Genomic DNA, 21013 nt, shown 5'->3' with positions numbered 1-21013 from the left:
GAGTAGTTTTACAGGCAAAGCCGAAACGGATGATAACCACCTACTGAAGTAGGTGGTTTAGGGCTGAAAATAAAAAAGCCTCTTGGTTGTAAGACCAAGAGGCTTTTTCCTATCTGCTATTTAAGCGTGATGAGCGTGCATCAAGCGTGGCTGAATCAATAAGTTGTTGATGTATTGTAAAGCCACATAAGAGACAACAAATGTTGCCACAATCAACTCAAGACCAGCTAAGCTTCGCACTTGTTGAACATAGTGCGTAGCCAATCCTTGCAACTCCATCCAATTCGCCATTTTAAACAGCGCCGTCGCACCGATCACCATCGGAAAAGTGAACGCCGCATAGCCTGGGCTAAATGGCAGTCTAAGCAATTTAAAGAATGCTAGGTAAATGATGGCTGTCATCAATACTGCGATACCAAACAACAGAGCAATAATCACTGGTGAAGGTGTTGCCGTTACGGTTAGGTAACCTGCCAACGATAGGCTTGCTGGTGCCGCCATGATTGCCATGGTTGGTTTTGCTGCATCTGGGATTTCATGAGTGAACATGAAACGGTAGATCATCATTGGCAACATCACCGCGTAAGCCACCATACCGAAGATCAACGCACCGTGTGCAATAGGGGCAAGTACTGGGTTACCTGAAAAAGACACGTCTGCAACGATAATCCCCACTGGTGGTACGAACCAGCTTGGCACCATGTGGTGTAGTTCGAAGTCTTTCGCGCGGTGGTACAAGAAGCTCACTAGGAACACGATATGTAGAGCTACCGCCACTAACCAAAGCACGTCACCTGCAACAGGGAAAAAGTGCCCTAGAGAATTTGAAACCACCATAGTTCCCATCGCGAAAGTTGGAACGACACTACCCACCACAGGGTGCGCAAGATCTTGTCTCAACAAATGATTGTGAAAAAGAAATTTAGTCGCCAAGATTGCTAGCAGTACGCTTGCAATACCTGCGCTAATCCACTGTCCATAGCCATGTAATTCGGCGAAGTTTTCCCAACTCCAACCTAAGCTCGCAATACCAAGAGCCAGACCCGCCATTGGGGTTGGTGCTCCCATTACTTTTGCTTTTGTTCTTTGAATCATTACGACCTCAAAATCTAGGCTAACTTTCTATGGGGTGTATATTACTCTTGCACTTCGTTCCAATATATCTAATTATTTAAAACTAACGTTTAGATAAACTTAACGGAATATCATGCCTAGTCATATCTCTCTTAAACAACTGAAAGTTTTTACTACGATCACTCAGCACAAAACGCTAACTGCGGCTTCTGAAAGCCTGTTTCTTTCTAAGGCGGCCGTGAGTATGGCGCTGTCTGAGTTAGAGAAACAAATTGGTCATCACCTATTTGACCGGGTGAACAACCGCTTAATTCTCAACCAAGAAGGACAAAAACTTTTGCCCCTCGCGGATGAACTCCTCAACCGAGCTCGGGATATTGAGAGTGTGTTCGATGGCGACCAAACCTTATCAGGGCTGCTTCGCATCGGTGCCAGTGACACCATCGGCAACCAAGTTGCGCCTTACCTGTTAAGTGATTTTCGTGATGAAACAAATCACCAATCGCAAAGTTTGTTCATCTCCAACTCTGCCCAGATTTGTGACATGTTGATCGCGTACGAACTCGACATCGCGCTCATCGAGGGCAAGACCATACACCCAGAGTTGGAATCAACGCAATTCAGTGAAGACGAAATGTGTGTGATTTGTCCACCGGACTATCCTAACTTCGATGAAGGGCCAATCAGCCTAAACGAACTCGAAGACACAGAATGGATTCTGCGTGAGGCGGGTTCTGGCTCTCGAGAGTTCTTTATGCGCGCCATCGCTCCGCGCCTAGAACACTGGCATGAGGCTTTTCAACTCAACACCACCGAAGCGCTGATCAATTCGGTATCTGCCGGACTTGGCCTAGGTTGTTTATCACGCCTATCTGCTGAACCTGCAATTCGTGATGGTCGTGTGAAAATGCTCAACATGCCACTGGACATGAAGCGTCGCTTCTGGCTTTTGATCCACAAAGAGAAGTATCAAAACCCGCTCCTGCGTACATTCATTGAATTCTGCCAAGATTGGGAGCGACCAGAGAACCCTCATCTTAAAGATGGCTAGTTCGAGATAACTCGTTCACGGGAGATCGTTCAAGGCAGATAGTTCAAATGCTGGTCACTTAGTTGTACACGGCTCTCATTCTGAGGCTTGTCGCTAGACTTAATTGGTCAAAAACTGTATAAAAAGCCAGTATAAAATTTAACAAATTAACTTAGAGGACCAACCATGGCTGTAATCGTCAAGTACGTGGTAGAACGCAATGGAGAAGAGAAAATGACTTTTACCTCTAAAGCGGAAGCTGACGCATACGACAAAATGCTGGATATGGCGGACGAGTTATTCTCACTGCTAGGTAAGAGTGAACTTCTAGAAGACGAAGGTAAGCAAGAAGATCTTGCAATGTACCTTGCGCAAAACAAAGAAGAAGTGCTTTACGCTCTGGGTGCAAAACGTAAACCTGCACCAAAAAAAGCAAAGAAGCTTGAAGCTGTTGAAGAAGATAGCGAGCAAGAAGACGCTGCATAAGCCTCTCATTTGTATAGAAAAAACGTCGCATTATGCGGCGTTTTTTTATGCATTGTATTTATCGCCATATATCTCTGAGCATATAAAGAATCGATTTAATATCCCAAATTGCTCTAAATTTCATGTTGCAGATTAGTGTGACTTAGATCTAATCTAAATGAGCACGGTGATGGGGTGCCACCGGAATCGAAAGATTCGAACCGCTTTAAAGCTAATGACTCCTACAGAAACGAAAACAGGTCAGCCCTGTTGGAAATGCTTTCGCCTATACTGTGAAAGCAAGAGTTCTGTAGTGAGCAATTCAACTCTTCTCCAACCCCGCTCCTGTTTTCTCAAAAAATAAAAATACACTGGGAAAACATTATGCAATATTCACACGAAATCCAATCAATGTGCCCGATTCAACGCGGCGATCTTCATGCATCTGCACCGATCCCTGTTGAAGGCGCAATGATCAATCCAAAAGACGTTATCGCGATTTCTGGTCTTAGCCACGGCGTTGGCGCTTGTGCTCCTCAACAAGGTGCAGCAAAACTGACTCTTAACGTCAAAAACGGCATCATCGAAGAAGCTTTGATCGAAACGATCGGCTGTTCAGGCATGACTCAATCAGCCGCGATGGCCGCAGAAATCCTAACTGGCAAAACCATTCTTGAAGCACTGAATACCGACTTGGTATGTGATGCTATCAACGTCGCGATGCGCGAAATCTTCCTTCAATTTGTTTACGGTCGTACTCAATCTGCTTTCTCTGAAGGCGGTTTGGAAATTGGTGCGGCACTGGAAGATCTTGGTCAAACTCAACGTAGCCAAGTGGGTACTAGTTACTCAACTAAAGCGAAAGGCGTGCGTTACATGGAGTTGGCTGAAGGCTATGTAATAAAACTCGCGCTAGACGAAAACAAAGAAGTGATTGGTTACCAATATCTCAACCTAGGCAAGATGATGAAAGCCATCAACGAAGGCGTATCTGCAGCAGAAGCCGCAGACAAAGCAACGGGGACTTACGGTCGTTTTGACGAAGCCGTAACGACCATCAACCCACGCCAACAATAATTGCCACCAAGAGGAAAGAGATTATGAACACTCCAATTACTGAATCTGTACGTCGCACATTAGACGAAATGCAACTTTCTTCTCTGGAAGAGGCTTACCAATACTGTATGGATCGTGGTATCGACCCTAAAGCACTAGTGATGGACACTCAACCTATCGCGTTTGAAAGCGCTGCCAATGCCTACACGCTAGGCACTGCTTTGGCGATTTTTCGCGGAGCAAAAACAGCAGAAGAAGCTGCAAACATCATCGGTGAAGGTCTTCAGGCGTGCACAAAACCAGGCAGCGTCGCAGAGCAACGCCAAGTGGGTATCGGTCACGGTGCATTGGCGGCTCGTCTATTGAATGAAGAAAGTGGCTGTTTCGCTTTCCTTGCGGGCCATGAGTCATTCGCAGCGGCAGAAGGCGCAATCAAAATCGCATTGAATGTCAACAAATCACGCAAAAATCCGTTGAAAGTTATCCTAAATGGTTTGGGTAAAGACGCCGCTTACCTAATCTCACGCATCAATGGTTTCACTTACGTACGCACTCAATACAACTACCAAACTGGTGAGTTAGTGGAAGTAGAACGTCGTCGATTCTCGCAAGGTCCACGTGGTGAGATCCTTTGCTACGGTGCAGACGATGTGCGTGAAGGCGTGGCTATCATGCATAAAGAACAAGTGGATGTGAGCATCACAGGTAACTCAACCAACCCGACTCGCTTCCAACATCCTGTAGCAGGCATCTACAAAGCAGAACGTAACCGTGAAGGCATGCCTTACTTCTCTGTGGCATCAGGTGGTGGTACTGGTCGTACTCTACACCCAGATAACGTGGCGGCAGGCCCTGCATCCTACGGTATGACCGATACCATGGGTCGCATGCACGCCGATGCGCAATTCGCGGGTAGCTCTTCAGTGCCTGCACACGTAGCGATGATGGGCTTCATCGGTATGGGCAACAATCCAATGGTAGGTGCAACGGTTGCACTTGCAGTAGAGGTCGGTGAGCTAAGCCTCTAAGTCGATTTATCGCTTTACTATTCAAAGCCAGTAAATCCAACAAACCCAGTGTAGGGGGAGTGACTTCGGCCCTCCCCTTATTTTTTGCTAAGCCCCCTTCTTCAACTTCACTTTGTCTTTACCCCAAATCGGTCTGATAAGGCTTTTGCGACACATTTCTCATCAGACAAACATATCTCTAAAAAGACAAAAGGTATCCATCTACAGACTTTCTCCATTTCCCCTCTTTAAACTCCCCAATACTCTCTTTATGATGACTGACAACTTAATTATTTCTTGTCAGTGAACAGACGAGACACAAGACTCAACACATGGAGATCAACTATGGCTTTCTTCTCTCTAGCCTTTGGTACGGCAACTAAAAACCGCGACGGCAAAATCATCGAAGCGTTTTTCCCAAACCCGGTTCTTAACCCAAGCGAAGCGCTTGTTAACGCACTAGCAGCAGTAGCAGGTTATGAGCAAGGCAACCAAGCTATCGAGATCTCTGCAGCACAAAGCGCAGAACTAGCAGCAGCATTTGAAGCAAACGGCGATGCAGCAAACGCATCTTTCGCAGCAAAAGCAGCAGAATCAGCACAACCACTTGTACTGGTTATCCTTGCCACTGACGAGCAGCCACAAAGTGTTGCTGAAGGCTTCCTAAAACTTCAACTTATCTCTAACCGTCTAGTTAAGCCACACGGCACAGTACTAGACGGTATCTTCGGTCTACTGCACAACATCGCATGGACTAACGAAGGTCCAATCGATCTACCTGAACTAGCAGAGCGTCAAATTGAAGCTCGCCTAGCGGGTCGTGCACTAAGCGTAGATTGCGTAGACAAGTTCCCTAAAATGGTGGACTACGTAGTACCAACTGGCGTTCGTATCGCTGATACTTCTCGCGTACGTCTTGGCGCACACGTTGGCGAAGGCACAACAGTAATGCACGAAGGCTTCATCAACTTCAACGCGGGTACAACAGGCGTGAGCATGGTTGAAGGTCGTATCTCTGCTGGCGTAGTGGTTGGTAACGGCTCTGACATCGGCGGCGGCGCATCTATCATGGGCACACTATCTGGCGGCGGTAAAGTTGTAGTTTCTATCGGTGAAAACTCTCTACTAGGCGCGAACGCAGGTCTTGGCTTCCCAATGGGTGACCGTTGTACTATCGAATCAGGTCTGTACGTAACTGCTGGTTCTAAAGTACGCATGCTAGATTCTGCTGGCCAAGAAGTAGAAGTAGTGAAAGCACGCGATCTTGCAGGTGTTTCTGACCTACTGTTCCGTCGTAACTCTGTAACAGGTCAAATCGAGTGTCTTGCTAACAAGAGCGCGGTTGAACTGAACAGCGAACTGCATAAAAACAACTAATTCATTCGTGAATTAACCCTACGAAAAATCCCCCAGCAGGAAACTGTTGGGGGATTTTTTAGCTTACAGCAAAATGCGTGATTACTGATTTAAAAAGCTGACCGCTTTATCTGGGAAATCAGTAAACAAACCATCCACTTTTACTTGGTTGTAGTACACATCCATCATGCCTTCAAAGCTGTCAGTGTACGCTGGAATGCGTCCTGGATCGGCGCGGAACGTGTATGGATGCACTTGCAAGCCAGCGTCTTTTGCAGCCTTCATCAACGGCTTGATGATGATATTGTCTTTGGTTGACTTATCATCCACCAGCATCGGCTTCCAAGGTCCAATTCCTTCCGCGTAACTCGCTACTTTCTTCATTCCGTCGGCTTCGAACATCCAGTCATAACTGTATGGTGTTGCCTTGTCGCCTTTGTACACCATAGTTTCGTTCCAGTCCGTGTAAGCCATAAGCTGAACGAGCTTTAAGTCCATGTCCATTGCAGGCATGAGTTCACTGTTGATGCGTTGAAGTTCATTCGCATCAAAACACTGAAGGTAGACTTTGTCGTCTTGAGAGCCGTAACCGTACTGCTTCAAGACTTTAAGTACTGCTTTAGAAATGTCCTTACCTTCATGACGATGGAACCAAGGCGCTTTAATTTCTGGGTAAATACCGATGTCATAACCCAGCGTTTTGTTTAAGCCTTGGATCAGCTCAATCTCTTCAGCAAACGTCGGCACGGTGAAATCAGATTTCCACATAGGGAATCGGGTTGGATAGCCCGCTACTTTGTTGCCTTTGTCATCGATATTAAAGCCTTCAGTTACTCGCAAGGATTTGATTTCCGCCAGAGTGAAATCAATCGCGTAATAACGACCATCTTTACGTGCACGATCAGGAAAACGCTCCGCAACATCCGTTACGCGATCGAGATAATGGTCATGCAACACGACCAACTGGTCATCTTTCGTCATTACCACATCTTGCTCTATGTAGTCAGGTTTCATTGCGTAAGCAAGTGCTTTGGCTTCTAGCGTGTGCTCAGGCAAGTAGCCCGATGCGCCACGATGCGCAATGACAAGCGGCTTCGCAATCGCACCAGCAGAGAGGCTAAGTGCTAAAAAAGTAAGACATACTGACTTTGTTTTCATTGTTATTTCCTTGATAAAGCGAAGAGGCAGTATTCCACTGCCTCTTTAAATAAATATTACGCTAGCGCTTCCTTCTCGCGCTCTTTTTGCTCGTGGTGCGCACGCTCACCTAAGAAGGCGTACATCAAACACACGATAGAAGTAATACAAGAACCCACTAAGATGATAAAGCCACCATCCCAGCCAAAGTGGTCTACGGTGTAGCCCAAAATCGCGTTTGCGGCAACTGCCCCACCCAGGTATCCAAACAGACCAGTAAGACCAGCGGCAGTACCTGCGGCTTTCTTCGGAGCGAGCTCAAGTGCGTACAAACCGATCAGCATAACCGGACCATAGATTAGGAAGCCAATTGCAATAAGCGCCACCATATCTACTGTTGGGTTGCCCGCAGGGTTAAACCAATAAACCATCACTGCAACTGTCACTAGCACCATAAATAAGATACCAGCAGGTGCACGACGACCTTTGAACAATTTGTCAGAGATCCAACCACACAATAGTGTTCCTGGAATGCCAGCCCATTCGTATAAGAAATAAGCCCATGACGATTTATCTACCGAGAAATCCTTCGCTTCTTTTAGGTAAACAGGTGCCCAGTCCAGTACGCCGTAACGAATTAGGTAAACAAATGCGTTTGCAATTGCAATCGACCAAAGAAGTTTGTTGTTGAAGACGTATTTGAAGAAGATTTCCTTCGCTGTCATTTCTTGTTCATGGGACTTGTCATAGTCATCTGGGTAATCGTCTTTGTACTCTTCAATCGGAGGCAGACCACAAGACTGAGGGGTATCGCGAACCGTCATCCAAACAAACACAGCAACCAACGTGGCGAAAAATGCAGGAACATAAAATGCAGTGCGCCAATCATCATTAAATGCCCACAGGCCAAGAATAAATAGTGGACCAATCAAGCCGCCACCCACGTTGTGCGCCACGTTCCAAACCGAAACGATCTCACCACGCTCTTTACGTGACCACCAGTGCACCATGGTTCGGCCACAAGCAGGCCACCCCATCCCTTGGAACCAACCGTTTAAGAAAAGCAAAATGAACATCGCAGTGACGCTACCAGTCGCCCATGGCATAAAGCCAAAGCAAAACATCACTAATGCAGACATCAATAGGCCGCCACTAAGGAAATAGCGAGGGTTGGAGCGGTCTGAAACGCTGCCCATTAGAAACTTAGAGAGACCATATGCAATGGAAACAGCTGCCAAGGCGACACCTAAGTCTCCGCGGCTAAAGCCTTGCTCGATAAGATAAGGCATCGCCAAACTGAAGTTTTTACGAACTAGATAGTAACCGGCGTAGCCAACAAAGATACCGATAAAGAGTTGCCAACGGAGGCGAGAGTAGGTGCTATCGATGCTGCCAGGGGACAGACGATCAATGTGCGCCTTAGGTTTGAATATTCCAAACATAGGAACCTCATTATTTTGTATGCGATGGTAAAAACACAAAAGGAGCGAACGAAACAAAATAAATCTTCGTTCGAAAGTTCATGAATTGTATGGAGTTAGGATTTTATTTCTGTGACAAATGTTGCACATGGATTAAATATAAGTAAATACAGTAAATTATATGAGCATTAATTAGATCATCGTTCAACTTTACTCAAGATTCGTTAATATGAAACTGATGTTCAAACCTCTCACTTGAGCATTCCAATTCGAAACCTTTGAAACAAAGGCTCGAATTAGAACATAAACTAACCGTAAAAAGGGCGATTTACGCCTGCCCTACTCGCTCCGAACCAACTAATAACTAAAAAGCTGAAAAACGATCACGTTTAGCATCAAACGAAATAAAAAAAACAATTTTTATTTGAATACAAGCCGAAGCAATGATTCACAAACACAAGACATTAACAGCGTTTATTCTCTTATCAACTCATCCTATTGGTACCAATGGGATGACGATTGTTTCTAAAAGTCCAAACATGACAGCGTATTTTTTATATCACTGCTATCCCTTGATACATTTGACATTCCGCTACTCCTTTAGGGTTAATTGCTACACAAGTTCTGTGCAATAAATCTCCAAGCACGTAGCAGCTTCACAAAACTCCTCTTACCAGTTGTGCATTCTTTTTCACATCGGTAATTTGAGCGCTCTCAACACTGGCCTCGTGACAAATAAATTATTTTCGTTGTGTTCTTTTCCGGTTAAAAGATGCGCCATTTAACAAAAACGAAGACTTTGATTAACAAATTTATGCTCAAACGCTCATTTTTAACGCTCGTTTGTTTTCGCAAACGTTTATGTATGCACAATAGTATCGTGCTAGACAGGCAAAAATGATCAAAGGACTTTTAACATGACAACGAACAAACACCCCTCTCTGCTCGGAGAATGTTTGGCCGAGTTTATCGGTACAGGACTACTTATTTTCTTCGGCGTAGGCTGTGTTGCAGCCTTAGTTCTAACAGGCGCATCATTTGGACAATGGGAAATCAGTATTGTATGGGGCTTCGGTGTCGCCATCGCTATTTACTGTACGGCTGGCGTCTCTGGTGCACACATCAACCCTGCCGTTACCATCGCACTTGCTATGTTCCATGGTTTTGATAAGGCGAAAGTGGTGCCATACATTATCGCTCAAATGCTTGGGGCATTCTGTTCTGCTGCATTGGTATACAGCTTATACAGCAACCTTTTCACCGACTACGAAATCGCTCATAACTTCGTTCGCAGCAGCCAAGATGCACTAGCAACTGCTGGTATCTTCTCAACCTATCCGCATGCCTCCCTCTCTTTCTTTGGTGCTTTTGCTGTGGAATTCGTTATCACTGCTGTGCTGATGTTTGCGATTCTGGCTCTGGGCGATGAAAATAACGGCGCGGCACGTGGCGCAATGAACCCTCTATTGATCGGTATTTTGATTGCCGTCATCGGTGGTTCACTTGGCCCACTAACAGGCTTTGCTATGAACCCTGCTCGTGACTTTGGACCGAAGCTGTTCGCTTACTTCGCAGGCTGGGATTACGCTCTGACAGGTGCTAAAGACATTCCTTACTTTATCGTGCCTTTACTTGCTCCGATTGCAGGTGCATGTTTTGGAGGTTGGTTGTATCCAAAAGCGATTGCCGCTTACCTTCCACAACAAGGTCACGGTTGCACGATTCCAAACCAATGTGAGACGGAAGAAGAAACAGAAGAAGCTAGAGCTTAAAACTGACGTAACTCGAACATTTACTAAAATATAAATAACGAAACAAAAGGATTCTTACCATGACTGAGCAAAAATACATTGTTGCCCTAGACCAAGGTACAACAAGCTCTCGCGCAGTGATTCTTGATCATGATGCGAACATCGTAAGCGTCGCGCAACGCGAATTTACTCAGATTTATCCAGAAGCTGGTTGGGTTGAACATGATCCAATGGAGATCTGGGCAACACAAAGCTCTACCTTAGTAGAAGCTCTAGCTAAGTCTGGCATCCGTAGCGACCAATTAGCGGCTATCGGTATTACTAACCAGCGTGAAACGACTATCGTCTGGAACAAAGAAACAGGTAAACCCGTTTACAATGCGATTGTATGGCAATGTCGCCGTACTGCTGATATCTGTGAAGATTTAAAAGCACGCGGTCTCGAAAACTATGTACGTGACAACACTGGTTTGGTGCTTGACCCTTACTTCTCCGGTACCAAAGTTAAATGGATTCTGGACAATGTTGAAGGCGCACGAGAAGACGCAGAAGCAGGTAAGCTGTTGTTTGGTACTGTCGATACTTGGTTAGTTTGGAAGATGACTCAAGGTCGCGTTCACGTAACCGACTACACTAACGCATCGCGTACCATGCTGTTTAACATCAACGATCTATGTTGGGATCAAAAAATGTTAGATGAGCTTGGCATCCCAGCATCTATGATGCCAGAAGTGAAGCGCTCATCGGAAATTTACGGTAAAACCAACATCGGTGGTAAAGGCGGTACTCGTATTCCTATTTCTGGAATCGCAGGTGACCAACAAGCAGCGCTTTACGGCCAAATGTGTGTTGAAGCGGGTCAAGCGAAAAACACTTACGGTACGGGTTGTTTCTTGCTAATGAATACTGGCCAAGAAAAAGTCACTTCGACACATGGCCTTCTAACTACTTTGGCTTGTGGTCCTGCAGGCGAACCAGCTTATGCACTTGAAGGCGCCGTATTCATGGGTGGAGCTTCTATCCAATGGCTACGCGATGAATTGAAAATCCTAAACGGTGCAGAAGACTCTGAATACTTCGCGACAAAAGTGGATACATCAAACGGCGTTTATGTCGTGCCAGCATTTACTGGTTTAGGCGCTCCATACTGGGATGCCTACGCACGTGGCACGATTGTCGGCCTTACTCGCGGTGTGAATTCAAACCATATCATCCGTGCAACATTGGAAGGCATCGCTTATCAAACTCGTGACGTACTGGATGCGATGCAAGCTGACTCAGGCATTAAGCTTGCGAACCTTCGCGTCGATGGTGGTGCAGTAGCGAACAACTTCCTAATGCAATTCCAATCCGATGTATTGAACACAGAAGTACACCGCCCTCAAGTAACTGAGGTTACCGCTCTTGGTGCAGCCTACCTTGCCGGCCTTGCAGTTGGTTACTGGGATAGCATTGATGAGTTGCAGAATAAAGCGGTACTTGATCGCACCTTTGAGCCACACGATGATGAAGAAAAACGCAATCGTCGTTACAAGGGCTGGAAACGTGCAGTGAAATGTGCACAAACCTGGTCTGAACTTCACGACGAAGAAGATTAATCTCATCTCCATAAGAAAAAAAGAGCGCCATTTGTGCGCTCTTTTTGCGCTTTATCCCCGATTCCTGAACTCGCTTACTTCTCACAACGAGCAAATTCGAGCACAATAGAGCTTCGAATTTGAAGCATTGGCCGTTACCAATGCACAAGGGAGTGGTAAGTGAAGCAAATACCTCGACACCAGCAGATTGTTGAGCTGGTGAAAAAACAAGGCTATGTCAGCACGGATGAGTTGGTAGAAAGATTCAATGTCAGCCCACAAACCATCCGACGCGATCTCAATGAACTCGCCGATGACAACAAAATTCGTCGTTATCACGGTGGAGCCACTATTCCTCTCAGTTCTGAAAACACATCTTACAACACGCGTAAAGCGCTCAACTTCAATGAAAAAGATGTCATTGCAGACGAGGTAGTCAAACACATTCCAGATGGTGCCACACTATTCATCGATATTGGCACCACACCAGAAGCAGTTGCGCGAGCGCTCAATAAAAACCATAAACAGTTGCGTGTTGTCACCAACAACATCAATGTTGCGACCATTCTTTTCCCTAACCCTGAAATCAAAGTCATCTTAGCGGGTGGAGAAGTCCGCAGCAGAGACGGCGGTATTGTTGGCGAGGCTACCCTCGATTTCGTTAAACAGTTCCGTCTCGACTTTGGTATTCTCGGCATTAGCGGTATCGACTTCGATGGCTCGCTATTAGACTTTGATTACCACGAAGTCCGGGTAAAACAAGCGATCATTGACAATAGCCGTAGTGTATTTCTTGCCGTAGACCACACCAAGTTCGGGCGCAATGCTATGGTGAAACTAGGCAATATTGCACAGCTCAACATGATCTTTACCAATAAGCAGCCACCAGAAGAAATCTTGTCAATTTTGAAGGAAGCTTCTATCCCACTTGAAGTGGTTGAAGCTAACGAATCAAACTCCGAAAACGAGTAACGTCAATCGTATAATTCCCCCTCAAATGACCTCTGTCTTAATTAGACAGAGGTTTTTTTGTGTCTAAATCACACAAAACGCTCACAAACGAAAATAATAGATGATCACAAACGAAACCTGAGCTAGGATTACATTATGTTCTAAAATGCTCGTTCGCTCACCAAGAGGTCAAATTTATGAGTATACAAAATAATGCTTCCACTACTAGCTCATCCACTACCTTAGACTTGATCGTAATCGGTGGCGGCATTAACGGAGCTGGTATTGCAGCAGACGCAGCTGGCCGAGGTTTGAGTGTTGGCTTATATGAAGCAAATGACTTCGCATCTGCGACTTCTTCAGCAAGTTCTAAACTGATACACGGCGGTTTACGCTACCTTGAACACTACGAGTTTCGTTTAGTTTCGGAAGCGCTCGCAGAGCGTGAGGTTATTCTTCGTAAAGCACCACACGTCGCATTACCAATGCGTTTCCGTTTACCGCATCGCCCATTCCTACGCCCAGCTTGGATGATTCGTTGTGGCCTTTTCCTTTACGATAACTTGGGTAAACGTACGACGCTGCAAGGCAGTAAAACCGTCAACCTTGCGAAATCTGGCTTGCTAAAACCAGAAATGAAAACGGGTTTCGAATACTCTGACTGTTGGGTTGATGATGCACGTTTAGTATTACTGAACGTTCTTGCGGCTCGCGAAAACCATGCTGAAGTACGTAACTACTGCCGCGTGGAAAAAGCACACCGTGAAGGTGGTATCTGGCACGTTACTATTCACGATGTGATGACAGACCAACGTTTAGAACGTAAAGCGAAAGCGTTAGTCAATGCTGCGGGGCCTTGGGTAAAACAGTTCTTTGATGATGGATTAGAGCAAGCCTCTCCTCGTAACATTCGCTTAATCAAAGGCTCGCACATCGTTGTTCCTCGTATCCACAACGAACCGCAAGCCTACATCCTTCAAAACAAAGACAATCGCATCGTATTTATGATTCCTTACTTAGATAAGTTCTCAATCATTGGTACAACAGATGTGGAATACAAAGGTGACCCACGTGAAGTGTCGATCTCAGATGACGAAGTCGATTACCTCATTGATATCGTAAACCAACACTTTGTCCACCAGTTGACTCGCGAAGATGTAGTTTGGACATACAGCGGTGTTCGTCCTTTATGTGACGATGAATCTGACTCTCCGCAAGCAATCACACGAGACTACACGCTAGAGCTCGATGCGGAATACGACCATGCACCTCTGCTTTCTGTTTTTGGTGGTAAGTTAACGACCTACCGTAAGTTAGGTGAAGCAGCAATGAAGAAACTTGCTCCGTTCCTACCTGAAATGGGTAAAGACTGGACGGCCAACCAAACCCTTCCTGGTGGTAACTTCAGCTGTAGTCGTGAACAATTAGCTAAACAAATTCACGCTAAATACACTTGGGCGCCAGAAGCATTGATTCTTCGTTATGTCACACAGTTTGGTACCCAAACCTGGAACTTAATGGAAGGCACAACAAGTGAAGCTGACTTAGGACAAACGTTCTCGGCACAAGCAGGTGGTGTTTACCAACGTGAGATCGATTACTTAATGAACCATGAAATGGCAATGACCGATGAAGACATTTTATGGCGCCGTACTAAGCTTGGTCTTTACATGAACGAGGAAGAAAAACAGGCCTTAACGGACTATTTAAAGAAAAAGCTACAACAGAAAGTGGTTAATCTTTCTCAAGTTGGCTAACAGCTCCCCTCCCTCCCCCACAATAAAGCCTGCTTAGTTGCAGGCTTTTTGTTTTGTTGTTTAAGCACAACACCTTGGTGCGCTCCACTCGATTGCAAATAAGAACAACTATTCATAGACATTTGGCGTTAAATACAATCATACTCATTTGAAAAATAATGCATCAATGACTTCAGAGTACCGTACTCAGAGTATTGCCTCTGTATGGCAATGCAATTCTCGCGAAAGAAGTATCTTGAGGTTATTTTGGTATCGGCTCAAACAAGGAAAAGAAAATGGGTTTTATGATTGAACATTGGGACTTCTCAACCCCAGAAGCAACTCAACAATCCACCACGGCAGAGCAAATTCAAGCTAAGCATTGGTACCATTGCGAACGGCTGCATCCTGATATTCGTGGTTGGCTGGAGCAGAACCAAGTACCTCGAGCTACGGTTGATCATCTATTAGCCGACGAAAGCCGACCATCTTTCCATCCTTTGGATGACGAGAACTTCATGTTGATTTTACGAGGCGTCAATATGAACGGCAATGCATCACCAGAAGATATGCTTAGTATTCGAATTCTCTACTTTCAAGGCGCACTCATTTCAACTCGTAAAATTCCATCACGCGCGATCATGGAGATTCGCCAAGCATTAGCGGAACACAAAGGCCCAAAAAGTCTTGCCAGTTTACTTCATCAGATCATTGAAGGATTAAACAGTAAAATAGACATTTACCTTGATACGATTGAAGAAACACTAAACCAGTTCGACGTGAATGATGAGTCGACGTACAAACATATGGCGACTCAAAAAGCACTGATTTCTATCAAGCGTTTTATTCGCCCTCAGCAGTACGCTATCCGTGATCTTGTGGAGTCAGAATCAGAATTGATTGCTTTGAGACCTCATCAATATCGCTTCGCACACAATAATATTACGCGCATAAATGAAACACTTGAGTTTTATCTTGGAGAAGTGGCGCTTTTCCAAGAAGAGATCAAACATCATCGTGATGAGAAAACCAATAAAAACAGTTACCTGTTTACTTTGGTAGCAACGATTTTTCTACCAACCAGCTTCTTAACAGGTTTACTCGGTATCAATGTTGGTGGAATGCCAGGCGTGGATTCCACCATGGCATTCACCTGGTTCTGCATCGCCTTAATTGTCATTTTTGGTCTAGAGTGGTGGCTATTTAAACGCTTGGGGCTCACGAATAAAGCGGACGACGAAGACGAATAAACACTAAACCTATAAAGAACAAAAACCAAAAGAGGAGCACGCGGCTCCTCTTTTCTCTACTCACATTAGAATCTTATCCGGGGTGACCATCCACACGAGGGGTCACAAGCATCACACCAAAGCGCCACACAAATAGCCCAAACGCAACAATCCATAATCCACCGCTGATATCAATCCACAGTATCATGTTCGCTGGATCAAAGATCACGGCGAAACTGCGAACCAAAGCTGCCGCGGTAATCGCTGCAAACGCAAGGCTCATGTTTGGCCCTTTGTAGATCATGCGACCAGTATGTCCCATCGTCACCCGTGTAATCATCGCTAAAATCAAACCGCCTAACGCACCTATCGCAAACAGGTGAATGAGGTTATGGCTGGCAAATGCATCTCCCCAGACGCCTCGCAAAATTAAGCTTAGTGGTAAACACAAATACGCAGCATGCAGCGACCATACTAAAGGCTCGTTCAGGGTTAACCAAGGTTTCCAGCGAACAAAACGCACCAACTGAGCAACACCTGCAAATAGCATCAAAGGACTACCTAGTTCTGCAAACGTCACAGGGAAAAAGCTCAGCACAAATAGCATTACCAATGGCAAGTTCGCGAACCACTCTAACCAAGCCAATGGTTGCGCTTTTTCGAAATTAAATCGACGCGCAGTAAAAAATGGAATTACACGTCCGCCCATCACTGACAACAGCAAGGTAAACCACCACAGCATTGCTTGCCACACCGCTGAAGAGCTAAAGGGCGGCATACCTTTTATCGTTGCGTAGCTTGCAAAGTTCGCAAAGATGGCTAAAAGAAACAGTGGAACGAAAAACAAATTACGCCAACCTTTGGCTCGATACACACGAATGCCCACCTCATAGGCGACAAACAGTAAAAATACCGCTTCGATACTGCTGGTTAACCATAACGGTGCTTGTGTCCAAAGCAATATGCGGGGCACTAACCACAAGCCAAATAAAGCCAGAAGCATGTAATGCTTGGTACCATTAATGCCAGTCCAGTTTTGTACCGCGGTCAGTACAAAGCCAACTACAATGGCCATCGAAAAACCGAACAACATTTCATGTACGTGCCACCACAATGCAGGCACGGCTAATGCGTTTGGCTGTCCGCCTTGGAACATCCACACCCACAACGCAATCGCAACAATGGCGTAAATCGACCCAAACAGAAAAAACGGCCGAAAGCCTAATCGCAGCCATGCGGGGATTTTTTCTTCTACTTTTTTATCGGTGATATTCAGCATTATCTTGCCCTCAAGCGTCTCTCGATGCTGGTTAACTCAACTACATATTGATGCTACCATAAACATGTATAAAAAATACATGTTTATAATTAAGATTATACTTAAGAGGTAAAGTTGTGCTTCAGATGCGGGTTAGGTATAAACATGAGAGGCACAACTATCAGTTAAGGGATGCAACGACAATGTACATATTTGGCTATGGCAGTTTGATTAATTCTGCGTCACGTAAATTAACCGGACAAACGGGAGAAGCCATTCCCGTCATAGCACATGGGTTGGTTCGCTACTGGGGGAAGATTGACGACAGCTACAGCCTCTCTCCATTAGTGGTGAACCAAGGCGATGGACAGGTTAATGGCGTTTTACTCGAAGTGAATAAAGAAGCGCTCGCAGAATTCGACCGCCGTGAGCGAGGTTATCATCGTATTCAACTTCAGCCAGATCAAATCGAAACAGATGCGAGTTTTAACCAAGAACATGACATTTGGGTTTACGTAAAAGACGAGCCACTACCACCATGCGCAAAGAGCCCAATCATGCAAAGTTATGTTGATACCGTGCTGGCAGGTTGCTTGGAAGTTTCCCACGCGTTTGCAGAGCATTTTGTGCGTCACACCATTGGCTGGCAACACGCGAAAGAAAATGACCGCCATCAACCCAAATATGGCAACCTTGCAGGCGTACAAGATCACCATTATGAGTTGATTGATAATCTGATCAAAAAAGGAGCCTAACGGCTCCTTTTTAGTATCTATGTTTTGCTTACGCGAGCTTAAAACTTGTAATCAACACCAACGTACAGGCTGTCAAAATCAAAATCTTCGCTGCCACCGTTTTCGGCATCAATACTTACCGAAGAAGCACGGTAGCCACCAGATACAACCAAACCTGAAGCGAACTCATAACCAGCCTCAACACCGTAGTTAAAGCCTACATCACGACCATCATCGGTAACAGTGCTAGATGATTTCACTTCATAAGAAACACTCATTACACCAAGGCCAGCAATCGCACCAACATAGAAGCCTGTACCTGCAAATTGGTATTTAGGCTTCGCATTGAAATTGAACGCAGAAGCATCAACACTAAATTTAACCGGCCACCCCATGTAAGAAAATGTTTCTTCAAAGTCGCCAAAGTATATGTACTCACCTTCAAAAGCTAGTTTGAAGTTTTCTGAATATTGAAGCTCTTTACCTACAGCAAAGCTAAGACCTGTCGCAGAAAAATCTTTTGACAAGCTTTTAACTTTAAGATCTGAATTTACCAAATCAGCACCAACATACCAGTTACCTTTTGCTTGAACTGATGCTGAAGCAACCACTGCACCTAAAGCCAATAATGGCAATACTTTTTTCATTATAATTTCCTAATTTTTCATACTGTTAGACAGCTTTTAAAAGCGCGGAGATTATAAATAGAGTTGAATACTTTCCTATTGATTTGTTTATAAAATGAGACACAAAACATAAACATGAACAATAAAACGTTTGCTTGATTAAACTCTAAACAGCTCGAGTCCTATTAAGTACTAGAGTTACCACAAGTAGCAAGTTTCCAAACCAGTCGCGTTTTTCAGTATTTTTACAGCAATATAATCCTTACGTTTACGGCTTTATTTATTACTCAATAGAGTGTATTTCATGAAAACAAGTTGGCTTGATATGCTGATTTAAAGTGTTTAGGACTGTCTTACTAAAGGTTTGTGCATCTCTAAGTAGCTGTTTAAAATAGTCAGATTATTGAGCTCACACTTGGGCAGTGAGCAGTGCCGACGGGAAATTTACATGGCAAAGCTAAAAGATATCGCCATTGAAGCGGGCGTCTCACTTGCAACCGTATCGCGGGTTTTGAACAACGACCCAACGTTGAGCGTTAAAGAAGAAACCAAATACCGCATTTTGGAAATTGCAGAAAAACTGGAGTACCGCACCAGTAGCTCGAAGAAAGGCATCAAAGAAGTTAAGCAAAAACATCACTTTTTAGCCTTATATAACTACAAACAAGAAACAGAGGTGAATGACCCTTACTACTTATCAATTCGTCATGGGATTGAAACGCAATGCGACAAATTAGGTATTACGCTAACCAATTGCTATAACAGTGAAATTGATGTTGAAACGAAAAAGATAACAGGTGTCCTTTTAGTCGGAAATGTCGACCAAAAGGTAGTAGATAAATTACCTAAACGTCTAGCCGATAGCATCTGCTACATAAACTTTTCAGATCCAACCTGCCCTTATGATTGCGTTGATGTCGACCTTATTCGAATCAGTAGGCAAGTAGTTGATTTCTTTGTACAACGAGGCTACCGCCGCATCGGTTATATTGGCGGTCAAAACAAGCCCGACGCAGCTGACACTCGTGAAAATGTGTTTTTGGACTATGGCTATCTAAAAGGCGTGGTCGCAGAACAAGATATACACTATTGTGCCTGCTCTAGTTTGTCCGGTTATAACTTAGCGAAAGAGATGCTAGCCAAAGGTGACTTCCCGAAAGCAGTATTCATTGATTCAGACTCCATCGCGATTGGCATAGTACGTGCAATCCATGAATTTGGCTTAAAGATACCAGAGGATATTACGTTGATTAGTATGAATGATATTCCTACTGCTCGCTTTACCTTTCCGCCGTTGTCTACAATTCGTATTCACTCTGAGTTGATGGGAACTCAGGGAGTGAACTTACTGGTGGAAAAATACCGAGATGGACGCTTACAACCTCTTCATGTATACGTGCAAACAGAGCTTAAACTACGTGGTACAACTCAATGATACCTTTTCCATTAATCTCTTTTATGAATTAAATCTGGAACATCCCCCCCAACCAAAGACATTCATTTTGCTCAATCAGTACTGTTTCGGTATAACGCCGATAACTCAGCGGGTTGTAAGAAGTTCAACAACAAATAACTCTAAGCACCATGAGTGCCCCAAATGTTTATCATTTAGAGGTGATGGTCGAAGAAACCAACTCGCGTAGCCAAATGCCTTTGTCTTCATTGTTTCGGCTGGAATGCCACAGTATAGCAATATCAAAATCCGCAACGGCGATCGGCGGCTTAACGGTAACGAGATCGTCCGAAAAGCCCTCCGCCAACGCCATTTTTTCTGGCACGATGGCAATGAGATCGCGCTTTTTCAATAGATGCCGAATAGTGAGAAAGTTGCGCGACGCCACGGTGACTTTGCGGCTCAAGCCATGTTCTGCGAGCTTTTGGTCTACTTGTGTCTTTAAGCTCCCATCGGGACTTACCAGAGCTTGCTCGATGTTCGCGAACGCTTCCAGAGACAGCTGTGTTTCCCCTTTCAACACCTGTTTATCACACATGCACACGTGTTTTTCGGTGTACAAGTACAAGCTCTCAAAGTTGTCATCCAACACCGGCATGCTGCCAATAATGACATCGAGCTTTTCATGCTCAGTTAGTGCCACGTAGTTGCTACGATTGACGTTAATAAAACTGATCTGCGCCTCTGGGGCGCGCTGGCGTATTTCGTCATAAAGCCGAGGAGCAAAGATAAACTCGGCATAATCCGTTAACCCGATGCGACATACACCCGCGTAATTTTCAGGTTGGAAGGCAGACTTAGTGAGCAAGTCTTTGGCGATAGAATCCAACAAGTGATGCACAGTTGGCGCGATGTGGTGAGCGTGCTCGGTGGGCTCCATCTTGTGCCCTTTTCGCTCAAAAAGCGGGTCGTCAAACAACAACCTTAAACGAGACAAACTATGACTCATCGCCGACTGGCTAACGTAACTTTTCTCTGCCGCGACGCTAACGCTTCGATGGCGATACAGGTAGGAAAACGTCACCAATAAGTTCAAGTCAATGTTGCGCCATTGAATGTCCTCTTTCACTCCAATATCCTTATCCCATTTCATTCATAGATGAAATTAAAATCATCAATTTGAGTCATTTTAGAGCATTCGATAAATTAGCA

The 21013-nt window shown here is 44.9% G+C and carries 18 protein-coding genes and 1 riboswitch; of the genes, 12 read left to right on the top strand and 6 right to left on the bottom strand.

The window, feature by feature from the left end:
• Positions 1-120 precede the first annotated feature (120 nt).
• A complete protein-coding gene (locus R7O03_RS11055) occupies positions 121-1095 on the bottom strand; it encodes a TDT family transporter (protein WP_318131707.1) in 975 nt (324 codons plus the stop codon).
• Positions 1096-1207: 112 nt separating this feature from the next.
• Between R7O03_RS11055 and R7O03_RS11050 the strand changes: the two genes are divergently transcribed.
• From R7O03_RS11050 to dapD, 5 genes are all read left to right on the top strand, one after another.
• Complete coding sequence (locus R7O03_RS11050) at positions 1208-2125, top strand: LysR family transcriptional regulator (protein ID WP_005427361.1); 918 nt, start codon at positions 1208-1210, stop codon at positions 2123-2125.
• Positions 2126-2290: 165 nt separating this feature from the next.
• Positions 2291-2590 (top strand): YebG family protein, encoded by a 300-nt coding sequence (locus R7O03_RS11045; RefSeq protein WP_005386503.1) that lies wholly within the window; start codon positions 2291-2293, stop codon positions 2588-2590.
• A 156-nt stretch (positions 2591-2746) separates the two neighbouring features.
• A riboswitch (Fluoride riboswitch) is annotated at positions 2747-2821 on the top strand.
• A 132-nt stretch (positions 2822-2953) separates the two neighbouring features.
• The gene (locus R7O03_RS11040) at positions 2954-3646 is read left to right on the top strand and encodes an iron-sulfur cluster assembly scaffold protein (RefSeq protein ID WP_318131706.1); all 693 of its coding nucleotides are present in this window, start codon (positions 2954-2956) and stop codon (positions 3644-3646) included.
• A 23-nt stretch (positions 3647-3669) separates the two neighbouring features.
• Complete coding sequence (locus R7O03_RS11035) at positions 3670-4653, top strand: GGGtGRT protein (protein WP_318131705.1); 984 nt, start codon at positions 3670-3672, stop codon at positions 4651-4653.
• Between the two features lie 324 nt (positions 4654-4977).
• Positions 4978-6009, top strand: a complete 1032-nt coding sequence (dapD, locus tag R7O03_RS11030) for a 2,3,4,5-tetrahydropyridine-2,6-dicarboxylate N-succinyltransferase (protein ID WP_042521367.1) — start codon at positions 4978-4980, stop codon at positions 6007-6009.
• 81 nt (positions 6010-6090) lie between these two features.
• Here the strand turns inward: dapD and glpQ are convergent, their stop codons facing one another.
• Positions 6091-7146, bottom strand: a complete 1056-nt coding sequence (glpQ, locus tag R7O03_RS11025; RefSeq protein WP_025768218.1) for a glycerophosphodiester phosphodiesterase — start codon at positions 7144-7146, stop codon at positions 6091-6093.
• Between the two features lie 56 nt (positions 7147-7202).
• A complete protein-coding gene (glpT, locus tag R7O03_RS11020; RefSeq protein ID WP_262606827.1) occupies positions 7203-8567 on the bottom strand; it encodes a glycerol-3-phosphate transporter in 1365 nt (454 codons plus the stop codon).
• A gap of 896 nt (positions 8568-9463) precedes the next feature.
• Here glpT and R7O03_RS11015 point away from each other — a divergent pair.
• The 5 genes from R7O03_RS11015 to R7O03_RS10995 all read left to right on the top strand — a co-directional run bounded on the left by R7O03_RS11015 (position 9464) and on the right by R7O03_RS10995 (position 15811).
• Complete coding sequence (locus tag R7O03_RS11015) at positions 9464-10318, top strand: MIP/aquaporin family protein (protein ID WP_005380195.1); 855 nt, start codon at positions 9464-9466, stop codon at positions 10316-10318.
• Between the two features lie 59 nt (positions 10319-10377).
• Positions 10378-11895 (top strand): glycerol kinase GlpK, encoded by a 1518-nt coding sequence (gene glpK / locus R7O03_RS11010; protein WP_005380193.1) that lies wholly within the window; start codon positions 10378-10380, stop codon positions 11893-11895.
• A 159-nt stretch (positions 11896-12054) separates the two neighbouring features.
• On the top strand, positions 12055-12846 hold the full coding sequence (locus R7O03_RS11005) for a DeoR/GlpR family transcriptional regulator (protein WP_005380192.1): 792 nt from the start codon (positions 12055-12057) through the stop codon (positions 12844-12846).
• A gap of 176 nt (positions 12847-13022) precedes the next feature.
• Positions 13023-14582, top strand: coding sequence for a glycerol-3-phosphate dehydrogenase (glpD, locus tag R7O03_RS11000; RefSeq protein ID WP_318131704.1), 1560 nt, complete (start codon positions 13023-13025; stop codon positions 14580-14582).
• A 275-nt stretch (positions 14583-14857) separates the two neighbouring features.
• Positions 14858-15811 (top strand): CorA family divalent cation transporter, encoded by a 954-nt coding sequence (locus R7O03_RS10995; RefSeq protein WP_005380188.1) that lies wholly within the window; start codon positions 14858-14860, stop codon positions 15809-15811.
• Between the two features lie 73 nt (positions 15812-15884).
• On the opposite strand, the gene R7O03_RS10990 is transcribed toward R7O03_RS10995, so the two are convergent.
• On the bottom strand, positions 15885-17069 hold the full coding sequence (locus R7O03_RS10990; protein WP_005380186.1) for an NnrS family protein: 1185 nt from the start codon (positions 17067-17069) through the stop codon (positions 15885-15887).
• A gap of 182 nt (positions 17070-17251) precedes the next feature.
• On the opposite strand from R7O03_RS10990, the gene R7O03_RS10985 reads away from it, so the two are divergent.
• Positions 17252-17803, top strand: a complete 552-nt coding sequence (locus R7O03_RS10985; RefSeq protein ID WP_042521366.1) for a gamma-glutamylcyclotransferase family protein — start codon at positions 17252-17254, stop codon at positions 17801-17803.
• Between the two features lie 38 nt (positions 17804-17841).
• On the opposite strand, the gene R7O03_RS10980 is transcribed toward R7O03_RS10985, so the two are convergent.
• On the bottom strand, positions 17842-18429 hold the full coding sequence (locus R7O03_RS10980) for an outer membrane beta-barrel protein (protein WP_005380175.1): 588 nt from the start codon (positions 18427-18429) through the stop codon (positions 17842-17844).
• Positions 18430-18856: 427 nt separating this feature from the next.
• On the opposite strand from R7O03_RS10980, the gene ebgR reads away from it, so the two are divergent.
• Positions 18857-19843, top strand: coding sequence for a transcriptional regulator EbgR (gene ebgR / locus R7O03_RS10975; protein WP_005380173.1), 987 nt, complete (start codon positions 18857-18859; stop codon positions 19841-19843).
• A 169-nt stretch (positions 19844-20012) separates the two neighbouring features.
• On the opposite strand, the gene R7O03_RS10970 is transcribed toward ebgR, so the two are convergent.
• Entirely contained in the window at positions 20013-20930 is a 918-nt protein-coding gene (locus R7O03_RS10970) for a LysR family transcriptional regulator (RefSeq protein WP_395230267.1), read from the bottom strand.
• Positions 20931-21013 lie beyond the last annotated feature (83 nt).

The sequence above is a fragment of the Vibrio sp. Vb2960 genome (assembly GCF_033337665.1).
GTDB classification, from domain to species: Bacteria; Pseudomonadota; Gammaproteobacteria; order Enterobacterales; family Vibrionaceae; genus Vibrio; species Vibrio alginolyticus.
Note: the sequence above shows the minus strand (reverse complement) of the source record. Positions and strands in the feature narration are given on the sequence as shown.

What these genes read in the sequence shown, in the direction of transcription:
- glpT (WP_262606827.1), bottom strand. Translation starts at nt 8,567, where the DNA reads ATGTTTGGAATATTCAAACCTAAGGCGCACATTGATCGTCTGTCCCCT.
- R7O03_RS10985 (WP_042521366.1), top strand. Translation starts at nt 17,252, where the DNA reads ATGTACATATTTGGCTATGGCAGTTTGATTAATTCTGCGTCACGTAAA.
- glpD (WP_318131704.1), top strand. Translation starts at nt 13,023, where the DNA reads ATGAGTATACAAAATAATGCTTCCACTACTAGCTCATCCACTACCTTA.
- R7O03_RS11035 (WP_318131705.1), top strand. Translation starts at nt 3,670, where the DNA reads ATGAACACTCCAATTACTGAATCTGTACGTCGCACATTAGACGAAATG.
- R7O03_RS11055 (WP_318131707.1), bottom strand. Translation starts at nt 1,095, where the DNA reads ATGATTCAAAGAACAAAAGCAAAAGTAATGGGAGCACCAACCCCAATG.
- glpQ (WP_025768218.1), bottom strand. Translation starts at nt 7,146, where the DNA reads ATGAAAACAAAGTCAGTATGTCTTACTTTTTTAGCACTTAGCCTCTCT.
- R7O03_RS11015 (WP_005380195.1), top strand. Translation starts at nt 9,464, where the DNA reads ATGACAACGAACAAACACCCCTCTCTGCTCGGAGAATGTTTGGCCGAG.
- R7O03_RS11040 (WP_318131706.1), top strand. Translation starts at nt 2,954, where the DNA reads ATGCAATATTCACACGAAATCCAATCAATGTGCCCGATTCAACGCGGC.
- R7O03_RS11050 (WP_005427361.1), top strand. Translation starts at nt 1,208, where the DNA reads ATGCCTAGTCATATCTCTCTTAAACAACTGAAAGTTTTTACTACGATC.
- ebgR (WP_005380173.1), top strand. Translation starts at nt 18,857, where the DNA reads ATGGCAAAGCTAAAAGATATCGCCATTGAAGCGGGCGTCTCACTTGCA.
- R7O03_RS11045 (WP_005386503.1), top strand. Translation starts at nt 2,291, where the DNA reads ATGGCTGTAATCGTCAAGTACGTGGTAGAACGCAATGGAGAAGAGAAA.
- R7O03_RS10995 (WP_005380188.1), top strand. Translation starts at nt 14,858, where the DNA reads ATGGGTTTTATGATTGAACATTGGGACTTCTCAACCCCAGAAGCAACT.
- glpK (WP_005380193.1), top strand. Translation starts at nt 10,378, where the DNA reads ATGACTGAGCAAAAATACATTGTTGCCCTAGACCAAGGTACAACAAGC.
- dapD (WP_042521367.1), top strand. Translation starts at nt 4,978, where the DNA reads ATGGCTTTCTTCTCTCTAGCCTTTGGTACGGCAACTAAAAACCGCGAC.
- R7O03_RS10980 (WP_005380175.1), bottom strand. Translation starts at nt 18,429, where the DNA reads ATGAAAAAAGTATTGCCATTATTGGCTTTAGGTGCAGTGGTTGCTTCA.
- R7O03_RS10990 (WP_005380186.1), bottom strand. Translation starts at nt 17,069, where the DNA reads ATGCTGAATATCACCGATAAAAAAGTAGAAGAAAAAATCCCCGCATGG.